This window comes from Sandaracinobacteroides sayramensis (genome assembly GCF_022014495.1).
In the GTDB taxonomy this organism is placed as follows: Bacteria; Pseudomonadota; Alphaproteobacteria; order Sphingomonadales; family Sphingomonadaceae; genus Sandaracinobacteroides; species Sandaracinobacteroides sayramense.
Genome location: NZ_JAKLSQ010000019.1, coordinates 85,673 through 98,879, shown reverse-complemented (window position 1 = coordinate 98,879; position 13,207 = coordinate 85,673). Strand labels below are relative to the sequence as shown.

Genomic DNA, 13,207 nt, shown 5'->3' with positions numbered 1-13,207 from the left:
CTTTCGGATATGGGCGGCTTTTGGTTGCCGACGCCCACGCGGCAGGGCAGAGCCGGGGGATGGCCGAGCTAGACGATCTGACCTTCACCCGCGCGGCGCGCAGCCGCATCGCCGCCGAGGGCATCCGCGGTCTCAGCCTGCGCACGGTGGCGCAGGAAGCGGGCGGCTCCGTCGGCTCGCTGAACTACCGGATCGGCGACAAGGCGGCGCTGGTCGCGCGGCTGATCGACGAGGAGCGGCGGGAACGCCAACGCTTCCACGAGGGCTGGCTGGCGCGCGCCCGTCCGCTCGATCTCAAGGGGCCGCAGGCGCTCGCCACGGTGGTCGCCGCTTTCCTCGACGAAGCCGCCACGCTGCGGCGGGAGTCGGCGCTGGCCGGCTGCGAGCTGCTGCTGGAAGCGACGATCGACCCCAAGGGCTATGCCGGGGTGGCCGGCCTGTTCGACGACGAGGCGCAATTCTGGCGCGAGCTGCTGAAGCCGGGCAGGGGGGCGCAGGCAGATGTGCTGGGCCTCGCCATCGCCGGCTATTGCCGCGACGAGCTGCCGTTCACCATCGCCCTTCCCGGCCATGCCGGCTACCGCCTGTTGCGCGCCGCCATCCTCCAGCGGCTGGCCGAGGGGCTGGCGGGCCCCGCCACCGGCCTCGCCGCCGGCTTCGAGGCGCTGGTCGCCGCCTGCGGCGACGGCAATGCCGCCGTTCCGCTGCCGCTCGATCTGGTCCACGGCTCGCGCAAGGCGGAACTGGCCGGGCATATCGCCGCGCTGATGGCCGAGCGCGGGCTGGCGGCCATCTCCCACCGGGCGGTCGCGGCGCGGGCGGGTGTCGCCAATTCCAGCGTCGCCCACCATTTCCGCACCCGCGACGAGCTGATGTATGGCGGGCTCGGGGCGCAGATATTGCAGACGCGCTGGGAGTTGCGCTCCGCCGGCCTGAAGGAAGCGCAGGGCCGGCATGGCATGGAACTGATCCGCGCCACGCACATGATCGCGCTGTCCGCCGCGCGCGATCCGCTTTTCCAGCCCTTCGCGCTGGATATGCGCCGCCGTCGGGCGGAGAATGTGGTCGATGCGGTGGGGAAGGCGATCGGCGGCGCCGGCGGTCTCGACCGGGCGGCGGTGCAGGCGGCGACGATCGCCATGATCGGTTCGGGGCTGGCGGCGCTGGCGCGCGGCGCGGATGGTTCCGAACCGCTGGTGCGGTCGCAGGATCTGGCCGGGCTGCGGGCCGGCTCAGCCCCCGGCTGAAGCCGGTTCCGGCCGGGCGCGCCAATCCGCGCCCAGGATCATCAGCGCGGCGGCGAAGGACGCCAGCGTCGCCATCAGCGCCAGCGGCAGCAATGTGGCGGGCGCCAGCCCGGCGGCCGCGCCGCTCGCCGAAAGCCAGGCGCCGGTGAGGGCGGCGGAAAGGCCGAGGCCCACCTTCATGCTCATGGTGAAGAGGCCGAAGGCGGCGGCGTAGCGGCCGGGCGACTCCTGGCGCCCGCCGCGCCCCAGCGCTTCGGAAAGCACGGCCCAGCACAGCATGGCGATGCCGCCGCCGAGCAAGGCGAAGAGGATGGTGGCCGGCCAGGCGACGGCGGGGCCGAGCGGCGCCAGCAGCGCCAGCAGCGGCGCGGCGATGCCGCTCGTCGCATAGGCCAGCGCCAGCGCCGGGCGGTTGCCGAGCCGCCGGGCGACCGGCGACCAGAGCCAGACCGCCGCCAGCCGGCCGACGGTCATCACCAGCACCACGGCGGCGCCCAGTTCGGCGGCGCCGAAATCCAGGTGCAGCAAGGCCTTGGCGATGGCGGCGATCCCCGCGAGGCCGATCGCCGTCGCCAGGCAATAGAGCGACAGGAAGCGATCGGCGGCCGGCTTCGTTTCCGGGGCAGGGGCGGGCGCTGCGGCCCGTCCGTCGCGCGCCAGAAGTAGCGGCAGCGGCGCCATGAACAGGATGGCGACCAGCCCGATCCCGCCGATCAGCGCGAAGGCGGGGCTGGATCCGCTCCCCTGCGAGTCCAGCAGCAGATAGGCCGCCAGCCCGACGACGATGGCCGCGGCGCTGGCGCCGGCGGCGCGCAACCGGGCGATGCCCAGGTCGCCGCGGCTCTGCGCCAGTTGCCGCGTCAGCGCGTTGTGCGGCAGGTCCGCCAGGCTGAAGCCGGTGCGGAACAGGAACAGCAGGGCGATGGCGATGGCCGCATCGCCCTTTTCCACCAGCGGCAAGGCGGCGAAGGCGCCGCCGCAGGCCAGAAGCGCCAGCGCCGACAGCAAGGGCACGAAGCGCCCGGTCGCCGGCCAGCGCTGCAGCGCCGCGCCGAACAACCCGTCGCACAAGGCGTTCCACAAAGAGCTGGCCAGAAACATCACTCCGGCCAGCGCCGGCGGCAGTTCGACGATCCGCACCAGAATATAGAGGGCAAGCGCGTCCTCGCCCGCCCACAGCAGGCTCTTGCCGAAATGCACGCTGCCGTAGCCGACCAGGCCCGGCCCGGTCGGATGCGGGGTAGCCACCCGCCGGCTTCTAGCGCCGGCGGATGACAGGCCGGCGACAGCCGGCCGGGCAGCCTCAGCGGTCCGGCGTGGCGCGCGCCGGCCCGCCGCCCGGCAGCCTCACCACATAGGGCGTGCCATAGCCGTTGCCCGGGGCGATGAAGTCGGTGGAGACGATCTGCGCGCCGCTGGCGAAGGCGGCTTCCGCGCGGCGCATGTCGTTCATCTTCGCTTCCCAGGTCTCGATATCGGCGCGGGTGCGGACGAGATAGCCCTTCTCTACCTGCTCGCGGATCTCCTTGCCGCGCACCAGCGCATTGTCGTCCAGGATGAAGGCGGCATGGTCCTGCCCGGGGCGGGAATGCAGGAAGGCGACGCGGCCCTTCAGGCCGGGATGCCCGTCCAGATATTCGGAAGCGCCATCGTCGCCGGTCGCGGTGATCAGCATGAACAGCATCTTCCCCCGCGACTGCCCCAGCTTCGGCCAGTTGCCGGCCAGCACCGCATCCTCCAGCCGGGCGTGGGCCCCGCGCACATCGTCCGGCGTGATCAGCCGCTCGCGGCCGACGATGTCGAGGATGGTCTCGTCGATCTCGTCGTAGACGGCCGGGGTGAAGGGGGGCGGGGTGGTGGCGCCGGGCAGCAGCGCGGCCGCCTGCACCTTCGCCTCCAGCATGATGAACAGGGGCACATGGCCGGGGTTTGCGTCGGACCAGGCCTTCACCTGCGTCAGGCAGGCGCGCAAGGAGGGGCAGCTGCTGCGGAAGTCGATGTCGGGCATGTGCAGCACCTTCAGCCCCGGCGCGGCCATCGGCGCCTGGTCGAATGGCAGCAGGTCGGTCACGCCCTGCTGGCGCAGCAGCCGGTAGGCGGCCGGATCGGCATAGGCGCCGCCTTCCGGATCGGCGTTGAGGTCGATCTCCAGCCCGCGCACCCCCATGTCGAGCTGGGTGGCGAGCGGCGGGAAACGGTAGTTCAGCGCCTCGCTCATCTTCACGTCGTTGGGGTGGGCCAGAAGGAAGGTCTTGCGCGCCTCCTCGGGCATCTGCGCCATGAAGGCGTGCATGGAGGGCAGGCCCTTGTCCAGCATCGCCAGCACCCTGGGGTCGGTGCCGAGCGAATAGCTGTTGTGGGTGCCCAGCACCTGCAGGCGGTTGATGGGCAGGCTGTCGGGCAGGGCGGGGGCCTCCTTCGCGTCCGCCGGCAGGGCGGCGAACAGGGCGAAGGCGGCGGCAAGCAGATGGGCGCGCATGGCGGTCTCTCCGTTCCGGGCGATCAGAAGTTCACGTTCACGAAGGCGCCCACCGTCCGCCGGGCATTGGGCGAGGTGTAGTGCAGCAGGCCGAGGTTCCCGTAGATCTGGTAGCCGGTCGAGAACCAGGTGTCGAAGAGGTTGCGGGCATAGGCGCCCACCTCGAAGCGGTCGTTGGCGGAAACCACGCTCAGCCGGGCGTTGGCCAGCCCGTAGGAGGGCACGAACGACCATTCCGGCTGGCCCACCACCGTCCAGTATTTGTCGCGCCAGGCGTAGTCGGCATGGGCCTTCAGCCGCCAGCCGTCCGACACCGGCTGGTCGATGTCGGCGGCGATCGTCGCCGACCATTTGGGGGCGTTGGGAAGCTGCGTGTCGGTGTAGTCGGTGGTGTCGTTGTAGCGATAGTCGGTGAAGACGGCGTCGGTGTAGGTGCCGGACGCGCTGATCGACAGGAACGACGCCGGGCGGACGGCGATGGTCGTCTCCAGGCCCTGGCTGCGCAAGCCGCCGGCGTTGCCGATGGCGGTCGCCAGCAGCGTGCCGCCGGCGCCGTCCGGCACTTCCGTCAGGATGGTCGCCTGGAAGTCCTTGAAGTCGGAGCGGAAGGCGTTGATGTTGAAGCGCAGGCGGCGGTCGAACCATTCGGACTTCAGGCCGATTTCCCACGCCTTCACCGTTTCCGCATCATAGGGGGCGTAGCGGTTGCCGACGAAGGCGATGCCCGCCGGCTTGTAGCCGGTGGAGAAGGAGGCATAGACCATCGCATTGTCGGTGATGCGGTATTCGGGCGCCACCCGGAACGAGAAATTGTCGCCCTTCACCCGGCCGGAACGATAGACCGGCGGCGCGCTGGTGCCGACGAAGACGGGGTTGTAGCCGGTCACGCGGACGGGATCGGTGTGGATATAGTCGAGCGACTGGGAGTTGTTGTCGTGCGTGTAGCGCGCGCCCAGCGTCACCCGGAACTGTTCGGTGATTTCGAATTGCGCCTGGCCGAAGGCGGCCATCGTCTCGTTGACGGCGCGGAACAGCGAGGTGTTGCCGTCCACCCCGATCGCACCGGTCAGCGCGTAGAGGACCGGGCGCGGCATCGGGGCGCCGAGCGTCGCCCACTGATATTGCGTCTGCGTGGCCTGCAGCCGGTTGTAGAAGAGGCCGACGAGATAGGTGATCGGCTGGTCGGACGGCGAGGCGAAATGCAGCTCCTGGCTGACCTTCTCGGTCGTCAGATGGCCGAAGTTGAAGGGGATGAAAGCGAACTGGTCGATCGGCAGCAGGTTCGCCGGGGTGGCGTTGTTGTAGAGCGTCGAGCGGAAGGCGCTGATCGAGGTGAGGTCGTGCCCGGCCAGGCGGGTCTCGATGCGGGCGGAAATGCCCCATTCCTCGGTCTCGATCTCGCCGAACTGGGAGTCCGCGGTGTCGGCGTTGCGCTCGCCCGGGAAGACGCCGAGGTCGTTCAGCATCTTCGTCACCGCCGCCGTCTGCCCGGAAACCGGGGTGCGCACGCTGCTGTCCCAGTGGTGGGCATAGTCGGCCGAGAGGGTGATGTTGAAGCTTTCCATCGGCTCCACCAGCAGCCGCAGGCGGCCGCCATATTGGTGGACCTGGCCGATCTGCCTGTTCAGCGTCACGTTGCGGCCGAAGCCGTCCTGCCCCTGGTCGAAGGCGGAAATGCGCAGCGCCGCCTCGTCGCCCAGCGGCACGTTTACGGTGGCGTTCAGCGCCCGGTCGTTGTGCTCGCCATAGCTGGCGGAGGCGCGAACCGAGGTGACTCCCAGTTGCGGCCGGTTGGTGCGCACGGAAATCACGCCGGAGGTGGAGTTCTTGCCGAACAGCGTGCCCTGCGGCCCCATCAGCACTTCGACGCCGGCGATGTCGACAAGGCCGATGAGGCCGTTCGCCCGCTGCCCGTCCATCACCACATCGTCGACGACGACGCTGACCGACTTGGCGTTGGAGAAGTCGAACGAAGTGGTGCCGACGCCCCGGATCTGGAAGGCGGCGCCCTGCGTCGGGTCATATTGCACGCCCGGCGCCAGATACTGGAGATCGGTGACGTCGCGATAGCCCGAGGCCTCGATGGTGTCGCCGCTGACGGCAAGCACCGAAAGCGGGATTCGCTGGCTGTTTTCCGAGCGCCGCTGCGCGGTGACGACGATCTCGTCCAGGTGCGAGCCGGAGTCGACTGACATGTCGGCCTGCGCCAGCACCGGCGTCGCGGCCAGCAGGCCGAGGCCGCTGGCCGAGGCGAGGAAAGTCAGATGTACGGCTTTGCGGCTTGGGCTGGTCATGATCTCTCTCGATTCGAAAACAGGGGCGATTCGAGGAGGGCCAGTACATCTGTACCGTTACAGTTTTAGTACGAATGTACTGCATTTTCGCTTGAGGCCGCTGCCGCATCGGCACGAGGCTGTTGCGGCGTGGAGGAGCTCTGGCTATGGAATTTTCTGCGACCTATTCTCATTAGCTTGCGGATGGTCGCGGGGCTCGAAACGGATGTGCGGCCCGCTGGATGGGATTGGCGCGGGCGTGTCGCAGACGGACAGGATTCTCAGTCTCTACCGGACGCATCGCGGCGAGCTGGTGAACTACGCCGCCAGCATCACCGGCGACCGCGCCGCCGCCGAGGATGTGGTGCAGGAGGCCTGGACGCGGATCGGCGCCGCCGCGCGCCTGCGCCCGCTGGAGGAGCCGGCCGGCTATCTCTACCGCATCGTCCGCAACCTGGCGCTGGACGGGCGCCGCCGCAGCCGCTTCGAGCAGCGGCATTTCGTCGAGGGGCTGGACGCGGAAGCGGTGCGGATGCCCGGCGACAGCCCCACGCCGGAAGCCACGGCCTTTTCGAAGGACGAGCTGCGCCTGGTGCTGGAAGTGCTGGAAGGCCTGCCCGAGCGGACCCGGATCGCGGTCGAGATGCACCGGCTGGGGGGCGCGAAGCTGAAGGAGATCGCCGCCCGGCTGGGCGTGTCGGTCACCGTTGCCCATGAACTGGTCGCGGACGGCGTCGAACGCTGCCGCGCGCGTCTGCGCCGGGCCGGCTGACATGGGGGAAAGCGCATTTCCGCGAAAAAGCCTCGCCTTCATACGTCTATGGAAGGAAAGGGGCGAAGCGTTCGGCGGGTCGGGCGCGATTGCGCATTCGCCGTACGGGGCGGACGGAAGGGGAAGCATGGCGGCGGCACGGCAGGATGACAGCGAGGAGGATCGCGCCCGCGCCGGCCGCGAGGCGACCGACTGGCTGATCCTGTTGCAGGACGATCCGGACGACCCGGGCCGGCGCGCGGATTTCGAGGCCTGGCTGGCGGCGGGCCAGGCGAATGCCGCCGCCTGGGCCGAGACGCAGCGCATCTCCGCCCTCATCGCCGCAACGCCGCCCGCGCATTCGCGCCATTGGGGGGCTGGTTTCTCCGCCGCGCAGCCTTCCGCCCGTTCTCGGCATCGCCCGGCGCGGTGGATGGCGGCGGCGCTGGCGGCCGCCTGCCTCGCCATCGTCGCGGCGCCCGGGGCGCTGCTGCGCCTGCAGGCCGACCATCTGACCGGCACCGCCGAGCTTCGCGACGTGCGGCTGGAAGACGGAAGCCGGGTCGATCTTGGCCCCGGCAGCGCCATTGCCGTCGCCTATGAGAGCGGGGAGCGCCGCGTTCGCCTGCTGCGCGGGCGGGCCTATTTCGAAGTCCGGCGCGATCCGGCCCGGCCGTTCCGGGTGGAGGCGGGGGGGCTGCGGACGACCGTGCTCGGCACCGGCTTCGAAATGGGCCTCGAAGAAGACGGCGCCAGCGTCGCGGTGCGGCACGGGCTGGTGCAGGTGGACTATCCGGACGGCGAGCCGCCGCTTTCGGAACGGCTGGGGGGCGGCCAGCGGATCGACATCCGCTGGAGCGGCGACGCCCGGCGCCAGCAGGTCCGTGCCGACCGGATCGCCGCCTGGACCGATCGCAAGCTGATCGCCAGCGACCGGCCGGTCGGCGAGGTGATAGACGAGCTGCGGCCCTGGTATGGCGGCGTTCTCCTGGCCACCGGGCCGGGCCTGCGCGAGGCGCGGGTCACCGGCGTCTATGACCTTGCCGACCCGGTCGCCGCTGTGGAGGCGCTGGGGCAGGCGCATGCGGCGCGTGTGCAGCGCATCTCGCCCTGGCTGGTGATTATTTCCTTCAACTGAAACAGCGTCTTGTGCGATTTTTTCGGGCTTTCGGCATTTTCCGCCGAAAAGCGCCCGCCCTCATTCGTTGAACATTTGAGGCGCGCACGCTCTTGCAAGTCATTTGCAATATCTGCGTCCCGCCCGGAAATCGAATGGAATGGGAGCAGGCATGGTGCGGCAAGGGGTTATGGGTTCCGTCGACGGGGTTCGCGGGCGGACGGGGTTTGCGGGCTTGCTGCTGGCGACGGCGCTGATCGGCGTCGTGGCGGCGCCGGGCGCGGCCATGGCACAGGCGTCGGCCGACCAGTCGGCGGCGCGCGGCTTCAACATCCCGGCGCAATCGCTGAACGACGCGCTCACCGATTTCGGCCAGCAGTCGGGCCTGCAGGTCAGCGTCGACGCCGCCCAGATCCGCGGTCTCTCCTCGCCGGGCGCCGTCGGCTCGCTGGCGCCGGCGCAGGCGCTTAGCCAGTTGCTGACCGGCACCGGCTTCACCTTCCGCATCAACGGCAATCTCGTCACGCTGGAGCGCGCGCCGCAATCGGCCGACGCCATCCTGCTGGGGCCGGTGCGGGTGGAAGGGGAGGGCGCCGCCAGCGGCGGGCTTGCCGCCCGCCATGTCGCCGTCACCGAGGGCACCGGCTCCTACACCGCGCGCTCGGTCGGTGTGGCGACCCGACTGCCGCTGACGATCCGCGAGACGCCGCAGTCCGTCACCGTCATCACCCGGCAGGTGATGGACGACCGGCGGATCGAGAATTTCGTCGATGTGATCGAGCACACCGCCGGGCTTTCGATCAACCGCTACGAAAGCAACCGCGGCAGCCTCTTCTCGCGCGGGTTCAAGATCGACAGCTATCTGATCGACGGAGTCCGCACCAGCATCGACGAGCAGTGGAGCGCCGGCGAAGTCCTCGGCAACACGGTGCTCTACGACCGGATCGAGGTGCTGCGCGGCTCGGGCGGGCTGCTGGTGGGCACCGGCAGCCCGTCCGCCATGATCAACATGGTGCGCAAGCGCGCCGACAGCGACGTACTGGCGGCCAGCTTCTCCGTCGAGGCCGGAAGCTGGTCGCACTTCGGGGCGACGCTGGACGTCAACACGCCCGTCAGCGACAGCGGCTCCACGCGGGTGCGCTTCGTCATCGATTACGACCGGCAGAAGAGCTACATGGACCGCATGAAGCAGCAGGACTACCTGCTGTTCGGAACGCTGGAGCAGGATATCGGCGAGAACACGCTGCTGTCGGCCGGCGTCAGCTTCCAGAACAATTACAGCAACAGCCCCACCTGGGGCGGGATCCCAGCCTGGACGATCGACGACGACATGGAGGTGATCCGCCTCGACCTCGACCGCCGCACCAACACCGCGCCCGACTGGTCCTACTGGCGCAGCGAATACACCAACGCCTTCGTTCGCGCCGAGCACGACTTCGGCAACGGCTGGACGGCGCGGGCCAGCTACACCCGCGGCGAGCGCGATTCGGAATCGCGGATCGCGCTCTTCTACCCCCGGCCGATCGACCCGGCCACGGGCAAGTCCTTCATGTCCTTCTTCGGCTTCGTCTTTCCGGTTCCGGGCTATGCCGGCGTCTACCAGGTCGAGAATGTGAAGAACGACGTGAACCTGCAGGTGGACGGCAAGTACACGCTGCTGGGCCGCGAGCACGACCTTGTGTTCGGCTACGACCGTTCGCGCGAGCATTTCGTGGCGGACGGCGCACCCGGTTCCGTCACCATCGCCAACACGCCCAGCGTGTTCGAGTTCGACGGCTCGGCGCCGATGCCGCAGTTCCTGATCCGGCCGAACAACTACAAGGACCATATGATCAAGCAGGACGCCTTCTACGCCGCCAGCCGGATCACGGTGGTGGACCCGATCAAGCTGATCCTCGGCGTGCGGATGATCGATTACCGCGTGGACGACATCAAGACGAAGGGGAACAGCTTCAGTTCCGAAGACAAGTTCGTGCCCTATGCCGGGATCGTCGTCACCCCGATCGAGAGCCTGTCCCTCTACGCCAGCTACACCAGCATCTTCCAGCCGCAGAACTACCGCGACGACGCCAACAAGCTGCTGCCGCCGGTGGAGGGCAACACCTATGAGGCGGGCGTGAAGGGCGAGTTCCTCGACGGCCGGCTGAACGCCGCCATCTCCTTCTACCGGATGGAGCAGCGCAATGTCGGCCAGTATGACAAGCTGGTGCCGGAAGACCCGTCGAACCCCGGAGGGCCGGTCCGGCTTTCCTACATCACCGTCGACGGCGTGGTGAGCGAGGGCTTCGAGGCGGAGGTCGCGGGCGAGATACTGCCCAAATGGCATGTCACCGCCGGCTACAGCCAGTTCAAGGTCACCGAGCCGGAACGCGAGGGCAGCCTCCTCCCGACCGACCAGTCGTTCAACAGCCTGATCCCGCGCCGGCAGTTCAACCTCTTCACCAGCTACGACCTGCCGGGCGCCCTCAGCGGCGCGACCATCGGCGGCGGCGCGCGCTGGCAGAGTTCCACCTATTCCCACCCGGTGGCGGCCGAGGTGGCGGGCGTGCCGAAGCTGGAGCAGAAAGCCTATCTGGTGGCCGACCTGATGGCGCGCTACCGCATCAGCGAGAAACTGTCCGTGCAGCTGAACGTGGGCAATCTCTTCGACAGGAAATATTTCGCGCCCACCGACGATGGCATGCAGCTCTTCTGGCAGCAGCCGCGCAACGCCCAGGTGCAGCTCAGGTATCAGCTGTGATCGCCGCTTCCCTGCCGCAGGAGCTGACCGCCTGGGGCATGTTCTGGGCGGCGGACTGGGTGGTGAAGGCGGTCATCATCGGCCTCGCCCTCGCCTCGATTGTCACCTGGACCGTGCTGGTGGCGAAATCGCTGGAACTGCGCGCCGCGATCGCCGCCGAGCGCCGCGAGCATGCCCTCATCGACGGCGCGTTGTCGCTGGCCGACATCGCCGGGCACCCGCAGCTGGCGGCCTCGCCGCTGGTGGCGGCGGCGCTCGCCGAACTCCGGCTTTCCACCGACGCGCTCGACGACCGCGAGGGGGTGAAGGAACGGGTGGTGTCGCGTTTCGAGCGGATCGAGGCGGCGCTCGGCCGCCGCATGGCGCGCGGCATCGGCCTGCTGGCGACGATCGGCGCCACCGCCCCCTTCATCGGCCTGTTCGGCACCGTCTGGGGGATCATGAACGCCTTCATCGGCATTTCCGCCGCCCAGACCACCAATCTCGCCGTCGTCGCCCCCGGCATTGCCGAGGCGCTGCTGGCAACCGCCATCGGCCTTGTAGCGGCGATCCCCGCGGTCGTCTTCTACAACCATTTCACCCGCCGCATCGCCGCCTGGAAGGCGCTTCTGGCCGACTGTTCGGCGGCCGTGCTCCGCCTAGTCTCGCGGGATCTGTCGCGCGGCATCCGGGTCGGCTGAACCATGGGCCTTCGGTTGCGACGGGACGAGGAGCCCGAGGAAGCGCATGAAATCAACGTCACGCCTTTCATCGACGTGATGCTGGTGCTGCTGATCATCTTCATGGTGGCGGCGCCGCTGGCGACGGTGAGCGTGCCGGTCGACCTGCCGGCTTCCACCGCGCGGCCGCAGCCGGCGACCGACCGGCCGCTGTTCCTGTCGATCCGCTCGGACGGCGGCATGGCGCTGGGCGAGCGGCCGGTCACCCCGGACGATCTGGGGCAGGCCCTGGACGCCGCCAGCGGCGGCGACCGCGAGCAGCGCATTTTCCTGCGCGCCGACCGGACGGTCGATTACGAAATCGTCATGCAGGCGATGAACGCCCTGCGCGCGGCGGGCTATCTGAAGGTGGCGCTGGTCGGGCTGGAAGCCGGAACGGCGGCGTGATCCCGGCGGATTCCCGAGCCGGCCGCCGCTGGGGGCTGGCGCTTGCCGCCGCGATCGGGGCGCATCTGGTGCCGATCCTGCTTGCGGTCGGCTGGGCCGGCGCTTCTCCGGCTGTGCCGGCGCCGGAAGCGGCGATCCTCATCGACATGGCGCCGCCCGCCGCTCCGCCGGAGCCGCCGACGGAACGGCCGCAGGGGCCAAGGCAGGTGAAGGCCGATCCGCCGCGCCCGAAGGCGGTGGAAGAGCCGGTGCGGACTCCGCCGGTCGCGAACGCGGCCGTCGCCCTGCCCACGCCGCCGGCCGAGCCGACGCGGGAGGAGGCGGACGAGCCGGTTGCCGAAACCAGCGCGCCGGCTTCGAGGCCGGCCGCCGCCACGCCCTCCAGCCACGCGCCGAGCTGGCAGGCGCAGGTGCTGGGCCAGCTCAACCGCGTGAAGCGCTATCCCTCAACGGCGCAGGCGCGGCGGCAGCAGGGCGTGCCTTATGTGCGCTTCGTCATGGACCGGGAGGGCCGGGTGCTGTCGTCCCGGCTGGAGCGCAGTTCCGGCTTCCGCGCGCTGGACGACGAGGCGGTGGCCCTGCCCGGGCGGGCGCAGCCGCTGCCCGGACCGCCGGAAAGCGTCCCCGGCCACACGCTGGAACTGGTGGTGCCGGTGGAATTCTTCCTGCGCAGATAAGCCACCGATCCTGTTCGGATTGACGATATGGGATAACATTCCAATATCCCGATACCAGCATGGAAAGGCGTATATGGCAAACACATCGGCTCCATCGTCGGGGGAGGCGCAGGATGCCGGCACCGCCTCCTTCCTGAAGGCCTTCGAGGATGCGCAGGTCGTGGCCCGATATGCCGAGGGCCCGACCCGTTTCGTTCCGGGGCTGGAAGCGCTGCACCGCATGACGGACGTGCTGCTGTCCGAAGCGGCGCCGGTGGAGGCGCGGGTTCTCGTGCTGGGCGCCGGCGGGGGAATGGAATTGAAGGCGCTCGCCTCCACCCACCCCGGCTGGCGGTTCGTCGGAGTCGATCCGGCGCGCCCGATGCTGGATCTGGCGGAGCGGACGCTCGGTCCGCTCGCGGCGCAGGTGGAACTGGTGGAAGGGCTGATCGACGACGCCCCGGAAGGGCCGTTCGACGCGGCCACCTGCCTGTTGACGCTGCATTTCCTCGACCGGGCGGAACGCCTGCGCACCCTGCGCGAAATCCACCGCCGCCTGCGGCCGGGCGCGCCGTTCGTGGCGGCGCACGGCAGCTTCCCGCAGACGCCGGCTGAGCGGCCGGTCTGGCTTTCGCGCTACGCGGCCTATGCCGTCGCCTCCGGCGCGGAACCGGCGCAGGCGGAAGACGCCCGCAAGTCCGTGGAGGCGATGCTGCCGCTGATGGACCCGGCGGAGGATGAGGCGGTGCTGCGCGAGGCGGGTTTCCGCGATGTCGGCCTCTTCTTCGCCGCTTTCACCTGGCGCGGCTGGATAGCCCATGCCTGAGGGGAAAGCGGT

The 13,207-nt window shown here is 69.6% G+C and carries 11 protein-coding genes; 8 read left to right on the top strand and 3 right to left on the bottom strand.

Going from position 1 to position 13,207, the window contains the following annotated elements:
• The first annotated feature begins 59 nt into the window (after positions 1-59).
• Positions 60-1,247, top strand: a complete 1,188-nt coding sequence (locus L6Q21_RS13975; RefSeq protein ID WP_237831387.1) for a TetR family transcriptional regulator — start codon at positions 60-62, stop codon at positions 1,245-1,247.
• On the opposite strand, the gene L6Q21_RS13970 is transcribed toward L6Q21_RS13975, so the two are convergent.
• From L6Q21_RS13970 to L6Q21_RS13960, 3 genes are read right to left on the bottom strand one after another with little or no spacing between them, the layout of a single operon-like run.
• Entirely contained in the window at positions 1,233-2,495 is a 1,263-nt protein-coding gene (locus tag L6Q21_RS13970) for an MFS transporter (RefSeq protein WP_237831386.1), read from the bottom strand. The genes L6Q21_RS13975 and L6Q21_RS13970 overlap by 15 nt on opposite strands.
• 55 nt (positions 2,496-2,550) lie before the next feature.
• Positions 2,551-3,726: a Ca2+-dependent phosphoinositide-specific phospholipase C gene (locus L6Q21_RS13965; protein WP_237831385.1), complete on the bottom strand. Its 1,176-nt coding sequence runs from the start codon at positions 3,724-3,726 to the stop codon at positions 2,551-2,553.
• A 23-nt stretch (positions 3,727-3,749) separates the two neighbouring features.
• Positions 3,750-6,020 carry a TonB-dependent receptor gene (locus tag L6Q21_RS13960; RefSeq protein WP_237831384.1) on the bottom strand — a complete coding sequence of 757 codons (2,271 nt, stop codon included), beginning with the start codon at positions 6,018-6,020 and terminating at the stop codon, positions 3,750-3,752.
• A gap of 205 nt (positions 6,021-6,225) precedes the next feature.
• On the opposite strand from L6Q21_RS13960, the gene L6Q21_RS13955 reads away from it, so the two are divergent.
• The 7 genes from L6Q21_RS13955 (at position 6,226) to L6Q21_RS13925 (ending at position 13,195) form a co-directional block, all read left to right on the top strand.
• Positions 6,226-6,771 (top strand): sigma-70 family RNA polymerase sigma factor, encoded by a 546-nt coding sequence (locus tag L6Q21_RS13955; protein WP_237831383.1) that lies wholly within the window; start codon positions 6,226-6,228, stop codon positions 6,769-6,771.
• A 127-nt stretch (positions 6,772-6,898) separates the two neighbouring features.
• Positions 6,899-7,888, top strand: coding sequence for a FecR family protein (locus L6Q21_RS13950; RefSeq protein ID WP_237831382.1), 990 nt, complete (start codon positions 6,899-6,901; stop codon positions 7,886-7,888).
• Between the two features lie 169 nt (positions 7,889-8,057).
• Positions 8,058-10,607, top strand: a complete 2,550-nt coding sequence (locus L6Q21_RS13945) for a TonB-dependent siderophore receptor (RefSeq protein ID WP_237831381.1) — start codon at positions 8,058-8,060, stop codon at positions 10,605-10,607.
• A complete protein-coding gene (exbB, locus tag L6Q21_RS13940; RefSeq protein WP_237831380.1) occupies positions 10,604-11,287 on the top strand; it encodes a tonB-system energizer ExbB in 684 nt (227 codons plus the stop codon). Before L6Q21_RS13945 ends, exbB begins: the two co-directional genes overlap by 4 nt.
• 3 nt (positions 11,288-11,290) lie before the next feature.
• The gene (gene exbD / locus L6Q21_RS13935; protein ID WP_237831379.1) at positions 11,291-11,713 is read left to right on the top strand and encodes a TonB system transport protein ExbD; all 423 of its coding nucleotides are present in this window, start codon (positions 11,291-11,293) and stop codon (positions 11,711-11,713) included.
• Positions 11,710-12,390 (top strand): energy transducer TonB, encoded by a 681-nt coding sequence (locus tag L6Q21_RS13930; protein ID WP_237831378.1) that lies wholly within the window; start codon positions 11,710-11,712, stop codon positions 12,388-12,390. Before exbD ends, L6Q21_RS13930 begins: the two co-directional genes overlap by 4 nt.
• Positions 12,391-12,463: 73 nt before the next feature.
• Positions 12,464-13,195 carry a class I SAM-dependent methyltransferase gene (locus L6Q21_RS13925; protein WP_237831377.1) on the top strand — a complete coding sequence of 244 codons (732 nt, stop codon included), beginning with the start codon at positions 12,464-12,466 and terminating at the stop codon, positions 13,193-13,195.
• Positions 13,196-13,207: the final 12 nt, after the last annotated feature.